13 protein-coding genes and 2 pseudogenes are annotated in these 20,423 nt (G+C 58.4%); 5 read left to right on the top strand and 10 right to left on the bottom strand.

The genetic code is table 11. The features are described from left to right. The first annotated feature begins 7 nt into the window (after positions 1-7). Positions 8-1,636 carry a chaperonin GroEL gene (gene groL, locus IB277_RS20900; RefSeq protein WP_192371542.1) on the top strand — a complete coding sequence of 543 codons (1,629 nt, stop codon included), beginning with the start codon at positions 8-10 and terminating at the stop codon, positions 1,634-1,636. A 218-nt stretch (positions 1,637-1,854) separates the two neighbouring features. Beyond that, a complete protein-coding gene (locus IB277_RS20895) occupies positions 1,855-3,027 on the top strand; it encodes a Do family serine endopeptidase (RefSeq protein ID WP_246812760.1) in 1,173 nt (390 codons plus the stop codon). Here IB277_RS20895 and IB277_RS20890 read toward each other — a convergent pair. The 4 genes and pseudogenes from IB277_RS20890 to IB277_RS20875 all read right to left on the bottom strand — a co-directional run. Beyond that, positions 2,997-3,329 (bottom strand): annotated as a pseudogene (locus tag IB277_RS20890) (IS6 family transposase); the annotation flags it as partial. The gene IB277_RS20895 and the pseudogene IB277_RS20890 overlap by 31 nt on opposite strands. A 188-nt stretch (positions 3,330-3,517) precedes the next feature. After that, positions 3,518-5,194: an AAA family ATPase gene (locus tag IB277_RS20885; protein WP_192371541.1), complete on the bottom strand. Its 1,677-nt coding sequence runs from the start codon at positions 5,192-5,194 to the stop codon at positions 3,518-3,520. Between the two features lie 56 nt (positions 5,195-5,250). Then, positions 5,251-6,375, bottom strand: a complete 1,125-nt coding sequence (locus IB277_RS20880) for a dsDNA nuclease domain-containing protein (RefSeq protein ID WP_210339627.1) — start codon at positions 6,373-6,375, stop codon at positions 5,251-5,253. Between the two features lie 155 nt (positions 6,376-6,530). Next, complete coding sequence (locus tag IB277_RS20875; protein ID WP_192371539.1) at positions 6,531-7,256, bottom strand: DUF6602 domain-containing protein; 726 nt, start codon at positions 7,254-7,256, stop codon at positions 6,531-6,533. A 127-nt stretch (positions 7,257-7,383) separates the two neighbouring features. Between IB277_RS20875 and IB277_RS20870 the strand changes: the two genes are divergently transcribed. Together IB277_RS20870 and IB277_RS20865 are read left to right on the top strand one after the other, a co-directional pair. Continuing rightward, positions 7,384-7,548, top strand: coding sequence for a hypothetical protein (locus IB277_RS20870; protein WP_192371538.1), 165 nt, complete (start codon positions 7,384-7,386; stop codon positions 7,546-7,548). 210 nt (positions 7,549-7,758) lie between these two features. Further along, positions 7,759-10,563: a TrlF family AAA-like ATPase gene (locus tag IB277_RS20865; RefSeq protein ID WP_192371537.1), complete on the top strand. Its 2,805-nt coding sequence runs from the start codon at positions 7,759-7,761 to the stop codon at positions 10,561-10,563. A 295-nt stretch (positions 10,564-10,858) separates the two neighbouring features. On the opposite strand, the pseudogene IB277_RS20860 reads toward IB277_RS20865, so the two are convergent. Continuing rightward, positions 10,859-10,987: pseudogene (locus tag IB277_RS20860) on the bottom strand (AAA family ATPase); the annotation flags it as partial. 5 nt (positions 10,988-10,992) lie between these two features. Then, on the bottom strand, positions 10,993-12,825 hold the full coding sequence (locus tag IB277_RS20855; protein WP_060581932.1) for a calcium-binding protein: 1,833 nt from the start codon (positions 12,823-12,825) through the stop codon (positions 10,993-10,995). Positions 12,826-13,590: 765 nt separating this feature from the next. Between IB277_RS20855 and IB277_RS20850 the strand changes: the two genes are divergently transcribed. Next, positions 13,591-15,450, top strand: coding sequence for a tetratricopeptide repeat protein (locus tag IB277_RS20850; protein ID WP_113554495.1), 1,860 nt, complete (start codon positions 13,591-13,593; stop codon positions 15,448-15,450). Between the two features lie 160 nt (positions 15,451-15,610). Here IB277_RS20850 and IB277_RS20845 read toward each other — a convergent pair whose 3' ends face one another. The 4 genes from IB277_RS20845 to acnA all read right to left on the bottom strand — a co-directional run bounded on the left by IB277_RS20845 (position 15,611) and on the right by acnA (position 20,323). Then, the gene (locus IB277_RS20845) at positions 15,611-16,843 is read right to left on the bottom strand and encodes a type II toxin-antitoxin system HipA family toxin (RefSeq protein WP_192371536.1); all 1,233 of its coding nucleotides are present in this window, start codon (positions 16,841-16,843) and stop codon (positions 15,611-15,613) included. Then, positions 16,840-17,112 (bottom strand): helix-turn-helix domain-containing protein, encoded by a 273-nt coding sequence (locus IB277_RS20840; RefSeq protein ID WP_192371535.1) that lies wholly within the window; start codon positions 17,110-17,112, stop codon positions 16,840-16,842. The genes IB277_RS20845 and IB277_RS20840 overlap by 4 nt, the downstream gene beginning before the upstream one ends. A 396-nt stretch (positions 17,113-17,508) precedes the next feature. Next, positions 17,509-17,640, bottom strand: a complete 132-nt coding sequence (locus tag IB277_RS38695; RefSeq protein WP_256436328.1) for a hypothetical protein — start codon at positions 17,638-17,640, stop codon at positions 17,509-17,511. Between the two features lie 64 nt (positions 17,641-17,704). Further along, positions 17,705-20,323, bottom strand: a complete 2,619-nt coding sequence (acnA, locus tag IB277_RS20830; RefSeq protein ID WP_192371534.1) for an aconitate hydratase AcnA — start codon at positions 20,321-20,323, stop codon at positions 17,705-17,707. Positions 20,324-20,423 lie beyond the last annotated feature (100 nt).

Raw genomic sequence — 20,423 nt, 5'->3', positions numbered from 1 at the left:
TAGAAAAATGGCTGCCAAGGAAGTGAAATTTCATTCCGACGCCCGCGAAAGGATGCTGCGCGGCGTCGACATCCTCGCCAATGCCGTCAAGGTTACGCTCGGTCCCAAGGGCCGTAACGTGGTGATCGACAAGTCCTATGGCGCGCCCCGCATCACCAAGGACGGCGTGACCGTCGCCAAGGAGATCGAGCTTGAGGACAAGTTCGAGAATATGGGCGCCCAAATGGTGCGGGAGGTTGCCTCGAAGACAAGCGACATCGCTGGTGACGGCACCACCACCGCGACTGTTCTCGCCCAGGCGATCGTCAAGGAAGGTGCGAAGGCTGTGGCGTCGGGCATGAACCCGATGGACCTCAAGCGCGGTATCGACAAAGCAGTCGAAGCTGTGGTCGAGGAACTGCGGCGGAACGCCCGTAAAGTCACCAGGAACGACGAGATCGCCCAGGTTGGCACCATCTCGGCCAATGGCGACACCGAGATTGGCCGCTTCCTCGCAGAAGCGATGGAAAAGGTCGGCAACGAAGGGGTGATCACCGTCGAGGAAGCCAAGACCGCAGTGACGGAGCTGGAAGTCGTCGAAGGCATGCAGTTCGATCGCGGTTATCTCTCGCCGTATTTCGTCACCAACCCCGAGAAGATGCGGGTTGAGTTCGAGGAACCCTACATCCTGATCCACGAAAAGAAGCTCTCGAACCTGCAGACATTGCTGCCGGTTCTCGAAGCGGTCGTTCAATCCGGCAAGCCGCTGCTGATTATCGCCGAGGATGTCGAAGGCGAGGCACTCGCAACCCTCGTCGTCAACAAGCTGCGCGGCGGCCTGAAGGTCGCTGCCGTCAAAGCGCCGGGCTTCGGCGACCGCCGCAAAGCGATGCTGGAGGACATAGCGATCCTCACTGGCGGAACCGCGATCTCTGAAGATCTCGGTATCAAGCTCGAGAACGTGACCCTCAATATGCTTGGCCGCGCCAAGAAGGTCGTCGTCGAAAAAGATAACACGACGATCGTCGACGGCGCTGGCTCGAAGACGGAGATTGAGGGCCGCGTCGCGCAGATCAAGGCGCAGATCGAGGAAACCACGTCGGACTACGATCGCGAGAAGTTGCAGGAGCGGCTGGCCAAGCTTGCCGGCGGCGTTGCCGTCATCCGCGTCGGCGGCTCAACCGAGGTTGAGGTGAAGGAACGCAAGGACCGCGTCGACGACGCCATGCACGCCACGCGGGCGGCCGTCGAGGAGGGCGTGCTGCCCGGCGGAGGCGTCGCTTTGCTGAGAGCCGTCAAAGCACTGGACAACGCTCAGACCGAGAATGCCGACCAGAGGCACGGCATCGACCTCGTTCGCCGTGCGATCGAAGCGCCGGTGCGCCAGATCGCCGAGAACGCGGGTGCCGAAGGCTCGATCATTGTCGGCAAGCTGCGCGAGAAGACCGATTTTGGTTATGGCTGGAACGCCCAGACCAACGAGTTCGGGGATCTTTACGCTCAGGGCGTGATCGACCCGGTCAAGGTCGTTCGCACCGCGCTGCAGGACGCCGCCTCGGTCGCCGGCCTGCTGATCACCACCGAGGCAATGGTCGCCGAGAAGCCGAAGAAGGATGCACCGCTCCCGCCGATGCCGGGAGGTGGCATGGACTTCTGACTGCAATGATAAGTCCGCGCCCCCGACGGGGCGCGGGCTTTGGGTAGACTTGTGAAGTAAGAGATGCTTTGCGCCTGAATCGGAGCGGCGTTTCGATATCGGACTGGTGATCGGACTGGTGCTGGTTTGGCAGGAGCCAAAATCGTGGCTCCGATGAGGCTGGCCCCGAGGGCCCGCCCCCTGCACCGAAGGAGGATCTGAAGAATTCGGGGCCAAAAATGACCACGCGTTCGTCGAAATATGTTGGCGTATTCGCCGCACTCGTCCTCATCCTGGTACCTGCGCCGTTACCGGCGGCGCAGCCGCAGTCGGCGATTTCGGCAAGCACTCAACCGTCGCTCGCCGATGTCTTGGAGGACGTCACGCCGGCAGTCGTCAACATTGCAGTAAGGTCTCGCGCTTCCGCCGAAACCAATCCTCTTTACAACGATCCCTTCTTCCGCCGCTATTTCAATCTGCCTGAGCAGCAGCAGCGGCTAAGCGCGGGCTCCGGCGTCATCGTTGACGCCGCCAAAGGCTATATCCTCACCAATCACCATGTCGTCGCGGACGCCGGCGAGATTGCGGTAACCCTGAAGGACCGCCGCCGCTTCACGGCCGAACTGGTCGGCAGCGACAAGGCAACCGATATAGCGTTGCTGAAGATCGACGCCGACAAGCTGACGGCGCTCTCGTTCGGCGATTCCGGTGCCCTGCGGGTCGGCGACCCCGTTGTTGCGATCGGCAATCCGTTCGGGCTTGGCCAGACCGTCACCTCCGGCATCGTCAGCGCCCTTGGCCGCGGCGGCATCAATGTCGAGGGCTATGAGGATTTCATCCAGACGGATGCTTCGATCAATCCCGGCAACTCGGGAGGCGCACTGGTGACGACAGACGGGCTGCTGGTCGGCGTCAACACCGCAATCATCGCGCCCGCCGGCGGCAATGTCGGCATCGGCTTTGCGGTTCCGATCGCGATGGCGTCGGCCGTGATGGAGCAACTGATCGAGCATGGCGAAGTGCGGCGCGGCCGGATCGGCATCTCCGTCCAGGACCTGACTCCCGACCTGGCCGAAGCGCTCAGCATCGAGGAAAGCTACGGCGCCGTCGTCGGCAACGTTGAGACAGATTCCCCCGCGGAACAGGCGGGCCTTCGAGCTGGCGATGTCATCATCGCCGTCAACAATCGGAAAATCACGGGCTCGGCAGATCTCCGCAATCGTGTCGGCCTGGCTCAGGTCGGATCGGAAGTCGAAATCGAATTTCTGCGCGATCGGGTTCGCAAAACGGTGTCAATGCGCATCGAGCCGGACGAGGCAATTGCCAAGCCTGGAGCCATGCCCGCTCGCCTTGAGGGCGCTGAGTTCCAGGATGCGGCCGGCAACGTGGTTGCGAGAACAAAACCGTCCTGATCGACGGCGCGCCAGAGCCAGTGTTTCTTTCCCCTGATGGTGATGACGGCCTCGTCGAGGTGCCATTTGTCGCCGAGCCTGCCGGCTGATCGCTTACGGATATCCTTGGCAAAGTGCCTGCCGAATTTCTCCGCCCACAGTTTCACAGTCTGGTGAGAGACGGTGACGCCACGGGCTGCCAGCATATCCTCGACCATGCGCAGACTGAGCGGAAACCGGAAGTAAAGCCAAACCGCTTGGGCGATTACTTCTGCTGGAAATCGGTGGCGGCGATAAAGAGGATCACGGGCAGATCGGGTCATGCCGCCAGATCCCACATTTTGATCGGTACTTCGTTAAGTTTACGGTGCCAGCTAGAAGGCTACACTCATTGCCCCTCGGCAGGCGGCGGACGCCATTCGCACGATCTGGCGCCTCTACCGACAAGGGGGCAAGACTTCTGCGATTCATCGTGCCGGTCGAACACAACACGAGAGTGCGTAGTCCGACCCTAGATCCGGTCGAGGGCAGGCGTCATTGTGGCGAGGACATCGTCGTAGACGGTCGACGACATGACCGAAAGCTCGTCGACAAGCTCTATGATCTTACCGTCCTTCACGACCTGATCGTGAAGGTTTACCGTGCCGAGGATCGTCTGCCCCTCATCTGGTCTCGTGCTAAAGATCAGGTCGATCATGGCAGCGACGTTCGTTGCGTCCTGATCCTGCTGGTTCGGACTGTCAATGATCATCGGCGCAGTCAATGCGGAGGAGTATTCAAATACGGTCAACATAAAGGCAAGGTAATATGCCAGCACCGCACGCGGCTGATCGCTACCGGTGTCGTTGACTTTCTTCGTGATCTTGGTCGCGCTGTCGAAGTCGATGTTCTTCACGTTGAGCGCTCGAAGGAAGGAAGTCCTCTTCTTCGCATAGAAGGACTCAATGTCTGCCTTCCTCTTCTTGTCTTCGAGACCTTTCACCTCGCGATCGATCTCGACGATCTCGCCTGCCAGTTTCTCGACCGCCGCGCGTATCTCTTCGAGTTGATTATCGAACAAGCCGCGGGCCATGTTCGCGCCTGCGTTCTCGATAACTTCCTTCAGCGTGAGCTCTCCTTCCCTCTCGGCAAGGGTCCCGCCTACTCGGTCGATTAAAACATCCGTCTTTTTCAGTTCGGCTTCCGCCTTCTCCGCTTTTCGGCGAATAGCTACGAGCTGCTCGTGCTGGTCCCTGACGAATTGGGCGCATGCTTCGCGGTCGTCAAGTATCGAGAACTTCTGACCGAAGTCGTTCTCGTGCAACGTGCCACAGGTCGGACAGAAGATCTCCTGGCCCTCCTCCAGCGCTTGCGTGAAGTCTTTGCCCAGTTCGCGCATCGCCAGCCGCGCGATCTTCATCTGCTCCGTCAACAGCTCCCGCTCATCGACTAGGCTGGCGAGCTCCGCGGCGACGTGAAGCCTTGCGGACCTGAGGTTCCGCAGCTCACTCAGGAGACGGTTCACCGATTCTCTATGTTCGAGCTCGGTGAATTCCGTACCTGTGAAGGCTGGTTGCAGACTAAGCTTTCCGACGGCCTTTTCGAGGACCTGCCGGTCGCGGCCAAGATCCGCGATACCGGATTGCAGCGCCGCCTTTCGAGCCTGGAGTTCGTAGTAGCGGTTCGGTCGGATGCCCGAGTGGAATTCAATCACCGCCTTGCGGGGATTCTTGTACTGCGCACCGACTTCGAAGGATTCGAGCGCCTGCTTCCAGCCTAGATCCTGGTCGACATAGAATGGCAAAAATGCGTAGGCAGGCGGTGGCGTCTCCGGCTCCCCGGACGACTTGTTCGGAAGCACCAGACCGAAATCGAGCATCTTCGCCAAGTACGGCCCGAGCTCGGACGTAATCTTTCTCGTCGCGATCAGGAGTTCGCCGGCTTCATTGAAGAGCCCGAACGACGTTCCGTCACGGACCATCGCGAAACGCGTTCCGTCGATGGTGAAGGTGACGCGAGCCTTGACCTTCGCCTTCACCCATTCCGGATGCATGCGTACTGGCGATCCGAACGTCCAGTAAAGGCTCTTGATGACGGACGACTTGCCGACGTCATTCTCGCCCTTGATCACCGTCAGGCGGGGGTGGAACTCGATCGTCCTGGCCTTGCGCTCCAGGTTCGACAGGAGTTCTAACTTCTCGAAGCGCAAGTTTCGCATAATTTTTCAATCTGAGATTTCTGATGAGCTGTTGATAGCGGTCGGTGCTAGACATCGTAAAACTCGTACAGGGCCACGGCGCGCAGATAGTCGTCGCTCACTGTCTTGTCCCACAGCGGCGCCAGCTGGCGGACTGCCGGCAGAGCAGCGTCGACTTCCGCAAGAAGGTCTCCCTGCCCGAGCACATGGGGCTTAATGGCCTCCTTGACGTCGCGCTGGAACTTCTGTGGCCCAGGACCGTAGCGGGTTTTTCGGTCATTCATGTAGAGGCGCCACGCCGCACCGATGTCACGTCGCCGGACGATGTTCGTTATTGATGATACGATCTCCAACCACTGCACGCTGTCCTGCCGCTTCTTCTTGAACTCGTCCAGCCGGTCCGAGATCAACTTCGGGGTCACGAAAGACTGGGACATCGTCTTCAGACTTGCGAAGTCGACTTCCATTCGCTCTCTGCGGCGGCACTCCTCGAGCAGCATCAGGGAAAACGCGTACGTGCTCGTCTCGGTAATCCCGGTCTGGTCGATCACAAAACTCTGCACGGCCCCCATGATTGTGTCGCTGAAGCTCGCAAGAGTCATGCTGGAGCAGCAAAAATGGAAGAGCTTCGAATGCTCATCCTTGAAGGACGGGTCCTGCTCCCTCAGCCGCTTGCGGAAGGACTCGATTTTCGTGGCTGCCGCTGTTTCGAATTGCGTCTCCATATGACCGGCGGCCGCCAGATCGGCGCACATTTGGTTGGTGACGAAAACGAGCTTGTCGGTATTTGCGGGGAAGCGCTTGTAGTTGTCGTACATCTTGCCGGCGAATGACAGCTTCTTCTCCAAGGTCGGCTCGCCGAGATTCGCATCCTTTGCCTGAGGCGGGTCGCCGGGTGCCTTCTTGTTTTTCTTGGGCATCTTCCCGTCCGGAGCGGATATGCTGTTCAGCGTCCAACTCCCGGTGGCCTGGGTCTTCACTTGGTAGAATGTTACCTTAGTCGGACTCGCCATGCTGTCGAGTTCGAGGACGTCGTCGTGAAACTCGAAGGCTAAGGCGAAATCGGATCCGCTCTTGTACAGCTCGAGGATACGCGAGAGGCCCCACGCGGCCTGATACTCGAAACGCTCCACGCCTATCTTTCCGCCCGTCTCGCGCTGCGGCTCTTTCAGAAGATCTTCGATGATGTCCAAGGGCAGTCCCGAATCAGGATGAATAATGCATCTTAAACGTGTTCGAAATAAAAACGCGACATGGTGCGGAAGGACTTCAACAGATAGGTGGAGCCGTTTCATCGAAAAGCAGTGAGCGACAGAAAAGCGGCGGATCGCTTCACCCACACTTCCGTTCAGATTAACTTCTTCCACGTTCTCCGAGACGTGTAGGCTGTCCAGTCAATGTTGGGACGGCGCGCTCGCTCTCGCGTTAAAAAATTCAAGAGATGAACATAGAAATCAAGGAAGACGCCTTTCTCGGAATCCTCTAGCGCCACAGCCTTGCTGGGTAAAATGCACCCTCTATCTAGTACAAACAATTGATCGACAAAGTCCAACGAGCATCCTTCGGACTTGGCGGCGCTGATCACTCTCTGAAGTTCTTTTTCTGCCCAATTTTGTTCCGAAAGATTGCTATGATAAGAAAAAATATAGTAAGGACACCGGTAATGATTCTCAAAAACCTGTCCGTCGGTTGCTGCTGGGCGGAAATTAGTTTTGAACGGTTTAAGTTTTCTAACTCGCGCTGCTGCATTGAACCATTTATTCAGCTCATCTTGGCTCAAGGTGGTTTTTACTTCAATTACAGCATAAAGAGATTCGGCAGGAACGAGGGTACTTTCCGTCGAATTCTGTATAGGTGCGGCGGTTGACCGATCATAGATGAACAGGTCAAGTTCGCCTGTGCTATGATCACGAAAGTCTATCGCCTCGCCGCTCCCGACCGCGAAGATCGCCGGGAGATGCTCCTCCAGGAACCCCTTGAGCGCCGCAGCTCTTTCATTTCCTTTCAATCCTTTATGGCCAAAATTCTCGGCCTTCTCTGCGTCGAGGAGTAGCCTCTTTTCAGCTTGAGCCAACACATTTGCAAATATTTTGCTGGGAGAGCGGGTACTACGTCTTGGCACTGCTTCTATAATCCAGGGTTTAAATATGCGCCGTATACAATCGCTGTATTGATATTCCGTTTAGAACTGGGTGACCGTTATGAGATTGACGCTCGGCAAGGTGCATCAGGAACTCTGCGAGATCCTCGGGTGGCTGTCGGTCAACGCCCTTACATGGTCAAACCAGTATTGCCGGTTTCAGGCGACGTATCCGGCCGTTCCGATCATTGTCGGAAACTTGAAGAACCCGATTCTGGTCATGTAGATTGCGGGCACCGCCCTGTGCGTCAGCCCTATCGCCGCCCGCGGCTCCAGGGAACTCCACAGCGAGTCTCCGCCATTCGACGACTCGTGAATCCTCGGGATCCTCGCGGCGATCGGACTTTCGGTCGTCCTTGCTTGATCCCATCTTCCCAAGTTGACAGAACGCTCGGTATAGTGGTGTCACCTAATAAATAAACTTACGGGAGGGGCCTTGGACAAGGGTGCTCATTTTCACCGCTGTGATTTTCAGGTCCATACGCCGCGGGACCTGCGTTGGTCGGGCCCGAATGCAATAACGGAGGAAGAGCGACTGGCCTATGGCCGAAAGCTCATACAAGCGTGCCGTGAGCGGGGCATTCAGGCGATTGCGGTAACCGACCACCACGACATGACGTTCCTTCCCTTTATTCGCCGCGCGGCTAGCGAAGAGACGGCTGCGGATGGCAGCGAGTTACCGGCAAATGACCGACTAGTAGTGTTTCCCGGAATGGAACTGACGCTCGGCGTACCCTGCCAGGCCCTCCTCATCTTTGATGCAGATTTCCCAGATGACATGTTCCAGTTGGCGTTGAACGCGCTGACAATCACGCAAAACAAAGACGACGAGGCTAAAACCTGCGAAACCCAACAGCTTGCTCATATTCTGAGTATGAAGCAGCTGAAAGACGAGCTGGACAAGCATTCGTATCTTCGTGACCGCTATATTGTGCTGCCCAATGTCACGGGTGAAGGGCAGTTTTCCCTTCTACGTACGGGCCAGCACGGCAAATACGCGGAGATGCCGTGGGTTGGTGGGTATACCGACGGCGAATTTGCCAAGCTGAAAGAGGGCAAGAAAAACATTCTTGCCGGCAAGGATCGGGCGTGGGGCAATAAGCGAATTGCCTGTATCCAGACATCCGATTCGCGGCGCGACGATCATACTACGCTCGGTGAACCGTCGACCTGGATCAAATGGGCAACCCCTACCGCCGAGGCTTTACGCCAAGCCTGCCTGGCCCAGGAATCGCGCATTGCCCTTGAAACACCACGCGTTCCGGAAACCTACATCGCCCACGTCAGTGTCGGTAACTCATCCTTCCTGGGGCCACTCGACCTTGATTTGAACCCCCAATACAACGCCTTGATCGGCGGTCGGGGTACCGGCAAGTCGACCCTTCTCGAGTATATCCGTTGGGCCCTTTGCGATCAGCCACCAGCCGGTGATGACGAAGACACTCCGAATTATCAGGCCCGTCGTGGTCGGCTTATTGACGGCACGCTCAAAGCGCTCGGAGCCAGTGTGCAGGTCGTGTACGTCCTTAATGGCGTACCGCACCTCGTGCGGCGCGCTGCAGCTGACGGTAGCGTCCAGATGAAAATCGGTAAGGGGGACTTGGCTCCCTGTACCGAAGATGAGGTGAGGGCACTGCTGCCAATCCAAGCCTACAGCCAGAAGCAGCTTAGTGATGTGAGCGTTCGGGTTGACGAGTTGACGCGCTTTATCACGGCGCCGATCAAGGGCAATATCGATCGCCTCGATCGTAAGATGGCCGACCGCGCGAACCATATCCGGGAAACCTACGCCACACGTCAGCGTTTCCGAAGTCTTTCGCGCCTCCTACACAACCGCATGCTCGAAGAGCGTTCCATTCTAGCTCAGGCCAATGCCATCCGGGATTCGTTGACAGGTCTAACCGAGCCAGACCGTGCGTTGCTCGACCAAGGTAAAATCTTCAACTCTGCCAATGCCCTCGTGGCCTCATGGCGTGCTGGCGCGGGCACGGTGGCCAACAAGGCAAAGGAGCTTCACCGCTTGGTGTCCTCCCAGAAAGCGGCGCTTCAGCCCTCAATGGAAGGCCCCGACGAGCTAAAGCAGACGATGGCTGAGGCCCAGGCTGCCTACGCTTCGTTGTTGGGCGATGCAGAAGCGGCGCTGGGCAAGCTGGCACTAGCAGCCGACGCAATTAGCACCATCGAGAGTGACAAGGTTGCCGGACCCTGGAAAGCATGGGACGACGCCCATGCGATGTTCCTCACCCGCTATTCAGAGGCCATGCAGCGGTCGTCCTCGCATACCGAGAAGCTTCAACAACTCCGCAGTCTCGAGGCCAAGATCGCCGAGTTGAGCGAGGAAACGACGCGGGTTCAGGAAACGCTGGCGACACTCGCTGACGCCGAGGCCGGCTATCAAACCGCCCGTGCCGAATGGCTAGGCGCACAGGCTGAGCGCGACGATCTTATCGACCGCGAATGTGCAGCGCTCACCGAACGATCCGGCGGCCTCATTAAAGTTCGTGTTCGGCGGCATGCAAATGCGACGGCATTTGTCGAGGTGTTGGCACAGTCCCTCAAGGGCTCCCGGGTCCAGAGCGCAAAGATCGACGCAATTGGGGAAGCCATCACCACTGCCAGTGATCCAACCAAGATCTGGTTTTCAGCGCTGACTGAGCTCGAAACGCTCGCCAATTTCGATATCAACCAGGCTCAAGGCGAACCGCGGCCGCACACGCCGCTGTTGCTCGGTTTCGGGCTCTCGAGTGGAGACTGCGAGCGCATCGCCAACACATTGACGCCAGAAGACTGGCTGACACTTTCGCTTGTCTCCGTCGAGTCCGTTCCCGTGTACGAATTCCGCGCGCGGGAGGGAGAGTACATATCCTTCAAGAATGCCTCCGCAGGGCAACAAGCAACAGCGCTCCTCAAAACCCTTCTCAACCAGGCCGGGCCACCGCTGATCATCGACCAGCCCGAGGAAGACCTCGACAACCCTGTTATGCTGGAAATCGTCAACCAGCTCTGGGATGCGAAACAGCTGCGACAAATCACCTTTGCAAGCCATAACGCCAATCTGGTGGTCAATGGCGACGCCGAACTGGTGGCTTGGTTCGGGTACCGAACTTCTGACGACCAGTCTCGAGGAACCATTCAGGGGGTTGGTGCCATTGACGTCGAAGACACACGCGCGGCCATCAAACAGATCATGGAAGGCGGTGAAGCAGCCTTCCGTCTCCGCCGGGAAAAGTATGGTTTCTAGCGTTCACTCTTGCGGCGGTGTGAACACCACTCGTGCGATCACCGCCGCCGCGCGGCCTCACGGAACCCCGGCGCCGGGTTTTCGATGCAGCATCTCTTAGTTGATCATTAACCATATGAATTAACGTCTGAAATTTCATAAACGGAAGTCAAGCGGCTTCATATTTCCGTCATCCGGACGCCATTTTCCGAAGCGCATCACTATCGATAGGTATCAGGTATCGATAGTCATCGCCTCAGGCAGCGAACGATCGAGGCCGACAAACTAGGTCTGGCGCACCCCGTCGGTCACCGGGCTCCGGCTGCAAGCCGAGCATGGCGGACATGGACGCCTGCGGATCGAGGTCGGCCGCAAGCACGCGGAAGCCACGCAAAGCGAGGTACTGGGCCAGATGCGTTGCTGACGTCGTCTTGCCCGAACCAGGCCTAGTCAGAAAATGATGTCGCTCGCGGCGAGATCGCCAAGCGTGACGCCTTCGATGAGAATGCCGGTGCCTTCCCGGAATTCGACGTAGATGCCCTCCGCAGTATCTTTCGAGGCGTTGAGAAAAGCGTCGTAGTCCCACATGCCGTAGGAATGGCCGGTGAATTCGAGGACGTCGCCGCCCTGCGCATCGAAGTCGACGATACGATCGACGCCTTGCGTGTTACCTGCTTGGCCAGCCCAGACGAACGTATCTGCGCCGGCTCCGCCACTTAAGATGTCGGTGAAATCGCCGCCTGAAAGGATATCGTCGCCCTCGCCGCCAAAAAGCTGATTGCTCCCCGAGCCTCCCCGCAGCGTATCGTTGCCGGCCCGGCCCTCCAGAAGGTCGTTGCCGCTGAGCCCCTCCAGAGCATCATTGCCGTCACCGCCCCGCAGCACATCGTCTTGGTAGCCGGCAGTCACCGAGAAGTCCTCCACATTTATGAAGCTCAGTCCGGTCTGCGTCACCCCGCGTGTGCCGTCAAAATCGATCACTTCCCCTAGGGTGTAGAGGGATAGATCGAGCCGGTCGTGTCCGGCGCCACCATCGACGGTGCCACTGAAGTAGGCGTGAATCTCGTCGTTGCCGTTGCCGCCCAGCAAAGTCGACGCATCGCCCAATCCAGCTCGGTAAGGGAAGGCGTCGAAGATCACGTCGTCTCCGTTGCCGCCGTCCAAGACGTCCTTGTCGCCATCCGAAAAGCCGGAACTGCTGATCACGTCGCGACCGTCGCCACCGAACGCCATGTCGCTGCCTTCACCAGCGTTGATGAGGTCGTTGCCTGCTCCGCCGTCTAAGCGGTCGTCGCCATTGTCGCCACCGATCGTATCGTCCCCATCACCACCCAACACGACGTCATTGCCGTCGAAGCCCCACATCCAATCATTGCCGTCGCCGCCCGTTAGGTAATCCGCACCTGCGCCGGCTTTGATGTCGTCCCTGCCGGTTCCCCCTTCGATATGGTCGTCACCGTCGCCTGTTTCTACCGTCAATGAAGTGATGTTGGTCGCGATTACGGTGTCGTTGCCGCTGCCGGTCACGATGTCGACTTGCTCGATGCCGCGCACAATCGTGCCCGTCGACGCGTTGCCAGCGACGAAATCGATGGTGAGGTCGTCGGATCGTCCGCCTTCATCGAGCCACAGCGTGTCAAGGCCGGCGCCGCCGTCGATCTCGACAGAGGAGAGCGTCGTAGTGATGTTGTCGTTGCCGTCACCACCGAAAAGATGGTTGGCACCAAGCATGTCGGCGATCCTGTCGTCGCCCGCACCCGCATCGATGACATCGTCACCGGCGAAACTCGCCTCACTGTCAGGATCGGGCCACGACCACCCAATGAAGTCCGCCCCTGCCCCGGTAGAGATCTTGTCGTCGAGCGCGCTTCCCTGAATGAGATCGTCTCCGCTCCCGGTTATCAGCTCTATCCGCTCGACATCGCGGAAGAAGAGATGCTGCTCGCGCGGTGTCTGATAGCCTATAATACCGTGGCCATTCGACCCGCCGAACATGACCTGGTCGGACGTCATGGAAAGATCGACGACCAGCGTGTCGATGCCGGCGCCGCCAGTCACCGCGCCGCCCGTACCAATGAGGAGGATCCGGTCGTCTCCGGCGCCACCGTCGAGACGGTCATAGCCGCTTGAGCTCGTCAGCCGGTCGTTGCCGGTGCCAGCATCGACAAGGTCGTCGCCTCCGCCGGCATCGATGTCGTCCTCGCCGGAAAGACCCCAAATTCGATCGGCCTCCCTGGTTCCGCGTAAGATATCGTCGCCGGGATTACCCACGGTCTTTGTCATGTCGCTATCCCTCGCCAGATCAAGTTTAGGGGGAAACAGGCACCCCGTGCCGCAGCATAAAATAGTATAATAGATCATCCCATAGCAAATATATTTGGGCTCGACAAACGATACTATAAATTCATACTTACAATTACTTTGCTTCAAATTTTGCAGATTGGCATATTGTAGCGGCAGCAAAGTACAATCAGGCAGGAGGCATGAGTGTCAGGATCCATGTTCGAGCGCAGCGGAAATGGTGATTGAGCATCTTCGGCCCACGCGGATCCGGGCGATACATGCGATCTTATCGGGCGAGAATGTGAACATCACAGGAAAGCGCACGGGTTCGTTGGAACGCTATTCCGTCCGCCCGCCAAGGCGGCGTCTACGCCTAAGTCTGTGAACGGCAGCATTGCGCCCGCATTTCGGACGCTAAAGTCAGTTTTGCCGAGCCGAAAGCGGACAATCGCTTCTGGCTGTGCTGTCTCAAGGAACCCCGCGAAATTCAACTGTAGCGCACGATCGGGTGTTAAGGTCGCTGTTGCACAGTCGTCGACGATACTAGGAATTAGTCGCTGGGAGATCGGACGTGGGCCTGCTGCTGAGGCGTATTTGGTTTGCCTCGTCGGCAGTTTTAGGAATTGCTCTCTGTCGATCCTCGCCGTCCTCCAGTCGCGCCACGGAAGCCGCCATGCAGCGGGCGACTGTTGGCCGACGAAAAAGAGAATTTTCAACGCAGAAAACTGCTAAGATACGGTTCCGGAGTCAGTAGCCCCACCAATCATGGAACGCCGCCTGACCGCAATATTGGCCGCCGACGTCGTCGGTTACAGCCGCCTTATGGGCCTCGACGAGGCGGGGACACTCGCAGCGCTGAAGACGCACCGCCGCGAGATGGCGGACGCCAAGATCAACGAGCATCAGGGGCGCATCGTCAAGGTCACCGGCGACGGCATGCTGGTCGAATTCCCGAGCGTGGTGAATGCAGTCGCCTGCGCTGCAGACATCCAGCGCAGGATGCGCGAGCGCAACGTCGACGTGCCCGATGACCGCCGCATCGAATTTCGCATCGGCATTCATCTCGGCGACATCATCTTCGAGGACAACGACATCTACGGCGACGGTGTCAACATTGCCGCGCGCATCGAGAGCATTGCCCAGCCGGGCGGCATCGCCGTGTCCGGCTCCGTTCGCGACAATGTCGGCAACCGGCTCGACCTCGCCTTCGAGGACAGGGGTGAACAGACGCTGAAAAACATCGACCGGCCAGTGCGGGTCTATAACGTTGACCTCTTCCAGCGCGCTCCGCGGCAGGGCGTAGCAACCGGCGCGGCGCCCAAGGCAGCGCTGGCAAAGGAAAAGCCTTCGATCGCCGTGCTGCCCTTCGACAACATGAGTGGCGATCCGGAGCAGGAATATTTCTCCGACGGCATTACGGAGGATATTATCACCGACCTGTCGAAGATTTCCGGGCTCTCGGTCATCGCCCGCAACTCCGCGTTCACTTACAAGGGCAAGTTGGTCGACATACAGGACGTATGCCGGCGTTTCCATGTCGCTACTGTACTTGAAGGAAGCGTGCGCAAAGCCGGACAACGCGTGCGGATCACCGCGCAGCTTATCGACGGCAAGGATGGAACGCACCTCTGGGCCGATCGCTACGACCGCGACCTCACCGACATCTTTGCGATCCAGGACGAAATCACGCACACAATCGTCGAGCAACTCAAGGTAAAACTGCTGCCGGAAGAAAAGAAGGCGATTGGACAGGCGCCGACCGCGAATGTCGAAGCCTATACCAACTATCTCAGAGGCCGCGAGTTTTTCCACACGCGCACCAAAGGATCGCTGCAACTGGCGCGACGCCTCTTCGCCAGGGCGGCTGATCTGGATCCCAACTATGCGCGCGCCTATGCCGGGATCGCCGATTGCGACTCGGCCCTGCATGCCTGGCACGGTGCGGAGATCTCGCTCGAGGCGCTGTTGGCGACCTGCGCCAAGGCGCTAGCGCTTGATCCCAGCCTTGCCGAGGCACATGCCTCGCACGGCCTTGCGCTGTCGACAAACGGCCGGCACGGCGACGCGGTCGCCGAATTCGAACGCGCGATCGCGTTGGATCCGAATTCCTATGAAGGCCACTACTTCTATGCCCGACACTCGTTTGCAGAAGGCGATCTTGAAAAAGCGGTCGAACTCTACGAACGCTGCGCCGACATCAACCCCGACGACTATCGATCGCCGCTCCTGGTCATGAACGCCTTGCACTCGCTCGGTCGACACGACGAGGAGGCCAAGCTGGCCGCTGTGGGGCTCGAGCGGGCGGAACGCGCCCTCAGGCAGCATCCCGAAAATTCCGATCCGGCCCAACTCGGCGCCATCGCCCTCATTGCTCTTGGCCAGCATGAGCGTGCCAAGGAGTGGGCAGATCGCGCTCTGGCGATCGATGCCGACGACAACAATGCGCTGTACAACGTTGCCTGCGTCTATTCGCTGCTCGGCGAGCCCGATCACGCAATCGACCTGCTGGAACCCTACCTGCAAAAGGTTGGGCCTCATATGAAATCCTGGTTCAAGAACGATTCGGATTTTGATCCCATCCGAAGCCATCCACGCTACGCGAAACTGCTGGAACTGATCGATTAGCCATCGAAACGGGCTCGGCTGTTCATCCAAGCATCCCGTAGGCTAGATGAGCTAGGCCAATCCGACGTGGGCCATGCATCCATAAGGCAACTCGGAGACTGCAAGTCGGACACTGAACGGAGAGCGGTGGTATCTCAGAAGCGGACATGCACAGACGAGCTCAAAGCTGCCTATCAATTCGGTTGCATCGCTTCTGAATATTATGGGTGATGCGCTCCAGGACCCTCGTCGGATCGCCAGCAGTGTCGACGATCTGCTTCGCGACATCTTCGCAGGCGCCACCAACTACCGCCGCAAGCTTCTGGACGCGCCTGACAGTCGATGCGCCGCTCAACCCGACCTCCTCGGCGAACGCTTGCCAATCGGCTCGCCTCAAATCAGGCGCGATGAAACGTCCGGCGATGCCCTGCGGCAGGCTCTGGTCAACCTGACGATACACCGCCGCGCACGTCAAATCGTAAAGCGGTGCTATCTTCGCAGATCCGCCAGCGCCGATCAGGATGGAGTAGTTTTTGGCGTGCGAGTCGGCATTACAGATCAGCACGTTGAAAATCACCGCATCCAGAAGCTTCAGGCGTTCGCCGGGTGAAACGAGATCGCTGATGGCGTCAAACATCATCTTCAGTGTCACGCCGCGGCCCGACGAGGATCGCTCGTATTTCTGTGACGGAAAATGACCCGTTAGCTGGCAAAGGTCTTCCTGGTGAAGCCTGCGGATCTCACCCGTTGGATCTGTAAAACGGTCATAGCGCTTCACCAGCAGATAGCGTCGTTTGCCGGCTATGCCGATCGTAGCTTCGGCCGCCTCCAATCCGCATGCCCGGGCAAGTGCCAGGCAGAAGGCCTCGTTTTCGACGCTTCCCGCCAACCTTCTAGTATCCGGCTTTATGATATGGGTCGACGGCGTGCCGTCGACCGGAATGGAGATAGTGCCATTCTCCTCGACGAAGACAGGCAGCTTCTCCTGTACGCCCGCCAGCGACATGGAGACGCCGCGTTCTCCAACCAGGAATGGTTTGGCCGGAAGCTCATTGAGAATGCGCTCCAGTGCGTCCTCGTCCGGGATGGGCTCTAAGTTGACACCCGCCCTCCGCGGTTCGCCGATCGACAGGGCTCCGGCCGTGTCACGGCCGATGTGACCGAGTAGGCCAACGATGTCCTGGGGAGAGACTTTCAGCCGCTGACCGATTTCCGCGAGATGTGTTTCCGGAAGCAGGTTGGCGAGCCACGGCAGCAGTCTGTCCGCATCGACCGCTCCTGAACGCAACGGCATCGTCAGCGAGATTGGGAAGGCCGAGCGGCGCGCTTCCCAGGATGAGTCGTAGTCGAGCCGCCATTCGCTTTCGAAAGTCATCCATGCGACGGGGAAAGCTTCATAGAAGATGGTTGTCATCGACCATCACCGAACGTCGGCAGGAAGCCGAGATCATCTTCGGACGCGACTGATGACGATTGGGCTGTCTTCAGGTCGCCGATCTCGATGCCGACCGTGCGCGCGACGATCAGCGCCTTCTCGAGCTGGCAGCTCGGTTTGCCCGATTCGAGTTCAACGATGAAACGTTCGCCCGTGCCGGAGCGGCTGGCAAGTTCGGTCTGGGTCCAGCCGAGGCCTTTGCGTTTTTCCCTGACGGCAACGCCGAAATCGCGTGCGGACCTGAACATCCAGTGTCTCCTATTCCGGCTTACCGTACAGGAAGATTTTCGGAATTTCAACGTCATCCTTACCGATCGGGAAGTATCGCCCTTTGAAACGTAAATTCATCCCGATCGGGAAGTTTCAGGAAGTCGCGGCTTTCTCTGAGAGGGCCGAGTAGAGGCCTTGCTAAGACACCACGTGCTGGATCGCTGCAAGCAGGATCGCGACTGCAACGATCGCACCGATACGCAAAGTTCTTTGAGCGACGGTTTCCTGATCCTGCATCGTCAACCTGGTTGAACAACAGGTGTATTCGACGATCGGAGAATAGCCGGTGAATTCGAGGACGTCGCGGCCCTGCACATCGAAGTCGACGATACGATCGACGCCTTGCGTGTTACCTGCTTGCCTGCTTGGCCAGCTCAGACGAACGTATTTGCGCCGGCTCCGCCACTTAAGATGTCGGTGAAATCGCCGCATGAAAGGATATCGTCGACCTCGCCGCCAAAAAGCTGATTGCTGCGCGAGCCTATGAAAGCGGTCGGTCTGCTCATCAAATCACGTCCGGAACCGACAACGCACACCTGCCCGCACAACGCAAATGTCGATTCTAGCGCCCTAGATCGTACTGCGTTGGGATTCGACCAAGTTCTTCAACATCAGCGGCAGAATTCCACCCGCCTTCAACGTATCGACCTCAGCGGCCGTCTCGATCGCCGCGACCGCTTTGAACGTGGTAGCCTCGCCCCCGTACCGTTTAATGGCAATGTCGATCGGACAACGCGGCGAGATCAGGCCTGCGTTGGCATTTATTTCGATGAGGTCACCTGACTTCAGAGCGAGATCATCTGGTCCCAAACCCTCCGGCAGTCTCATTGGCAGAATGCCCATCCCGATAAGATTGGAACGGTGAATCCTTTCGAAGCTTACAGCCAAGACCGCGCGGGCGCCGAGGAGCGATGCTCCCTTGGCTGCCCAATCTCGCGAGGAACCCATTCCATAACGCTCGCCAGCGACAATCACGACGGACTGCCTGCTCTCGGCATAGCGATTTGCGGCGCACCAGAGCGGGAGGACTTCACCTGAGGGCGCATGGATCGTCGATCCTGGTGGGATCTCGCTGCCCAAAAGATTTTGAACAGCCCGGTTTGTATACAAGCCCCGAACCATCGCTTCCCAGTTGCCCCGCCGCGAAGCGTGAACATTAAGGTCGGTCGGGACTTCCCCTCGCTCGATGAGATATCGGCCGGTTTCACTCTGAGCCCGGATCGCCCCGGCTGGCGAGATATGGTCCGTCGTGATGTCGTCACCGACAACGATCAGCGGATGCGCATCATACGTGCCGAGTAAGCTGCCTTTTCCGAAGCCTGCGAACGGCGGCCTGCGGATGTAGGTCGACGTCTCGTCCCATGGAAACAATGTCGTCGCCGGCGCCTCGAGTTCGCGCCAAGCCTTGCTGGCCTCCGCTTCGTCATAAGCTGGCTTGAAATCAACCGCATCGGAGGCAAGCGCAACTGCTTCGTCAATCTCCTTGCTCGTCGGCCACAACATCGACAGTGTCACGGCCCGCCCATCGGCCGTGTATCCGATCGGATCCCTCAAAATATTCAGCTCGACGGTTCCAGCCAGCGCAAATGCGACGACAAGTGGAGGAGACGCGAGGAAGCCTGCCTCAAGCTGCGGGTGTACGCGACCAGGGAAATTCCGATTGCCAGAGAGAATGGCGACCGGAAGGATTCCTCGATCCTTCATCGCGACGGCGATCGGTTCGGTCAATGGTCCGGAATTGCCGATACAGGTCGTGCAACCGTAACCGACGATTCCGAAACCGACCGCTTCGAGATCCTCTAACAACCCGGACCGCCGGAGGTATCGTTCCGCCGTAGGCGATCCCGGCGCGAGCGATGTCTTCACCCAAGGCGCCGGATGAAGACCAAACGACCGCGCCTTTCGTGCCAACAAGCCTGCCGCGATCACGAGTCGCGGATCGGACGTGTTGGTACAGCTTGTAATGGCCGCGATGGCAACCGCCCCATCGTTTGGTTCTGAGGGGTCGGCACTTACGACCGCTCCGCGCTTCATCGAAGAAATCGCGGCAACCGTTGCTCCAACCGATATCCTGTCCTGAGGGCGCGTGGGACCGGCAAGGCTGGGTTCGATCGCCGAAAGGTCGATCTCGACGACGTGTGTGTAGCGGGGATTGTCGTCCGGATTGAACCAAAGCCCGACGCGCTTGGTATATGCTTCTACCAACTCCACTTGCTCAGAAGTTCGACCAGTTGTCCGAAGATAATCAAGCGTACGGTCGTCGATTGGAAAGTATCCGGAATTACCGCCAAACTCCGGTGTCATGTTAGCGACCACAGACCGATCGCCGGCCGTCAGTGCCGCCACGCCGGGGCCGAAGAATTCTACGTATTTGTCCTGAAGATCGATCTTTCGAAGGATATGCGTCACCGTCAACGCCAAATCCGTCGCAAGCACCCCATCGCCAAGATGACCGGTCAGCCGGACCCCAACCACATCCGGTACCCGGAGCGAGACAGGCATCCCAAAGAAGACACTTTCTGCTTCCAGGCCGCCGACACCCCATGCAAGGACGCCAATGCCGTTGATCATCGGCGTATGACTGTCCGTACCGATCAACGTGTCAGGCGCGGCCCAGCGACAACCGTCTTTCTCGATCGTCGAGACGACCGTCGCGAGGCGCTCGAGATTGAGCGTGTGCATAATGCCGGTACCGGGCGGATGAACGCGGAACCCGGTCAGCGTATTCGTCGCCCACTTCATGAAGCGATACCGTTCGGCATTGCGCTCGAACTCGCGTTTCATGTTGAGTTCAAGCGACGCATTGCCACCAAAGGCATCTACAGCCAAGGAGTGGTCCGTGGAGACGTCCACCGGGACAACCGGATTGAGAAGCGCCGGATCATGTCCCGCCTCCGCAAGAGCCGAGCGCATTCCCGCGATATCCACGAGTGCAGGGCCGCAAGTGGTATCGTGCATCATGACACGAATGGGAAGATACGGGATCTCCAGCTCGCTCGAACCCGTTGCAAGCCAGTTGATGATCGCAGCCTTGGCCCGCGCAGCATCTTTGCCTGCTGTACGCAGAACGTTCTCCAACAGGATACGATGGATGTATGGAAGCGACCGAAGCTGTTGCCCGGCCTCTGCTGGCAGGTCGATGATGTCGTATACAACTTCGTTGACCGTGAATTTTGATATCGTGCTCATCCTAAGTCTCTCATCGCATTTCTGTGTTCGGAGCGAAAAACTTCAGGCTCAATGGAGCGAGGTCGATCCATAAAATTCCATCTTATGATAATAAAATGCA

This window comes from Ensifer sp. ENS07 (genome assembly GCF_014852185.1).
GTDB classification, from domain to species: domain Bacteria; phylum Pseudomonadota; class Alphaproteobacteria; order Rhizobiales; family Rhizobiaceae; genus Ensifer; species Ensifer adhaerens.
Note: the sequence above shows the minus strand (reverse complement) of the source record. Positions and strands in the feature narration are given on the sequence as shown.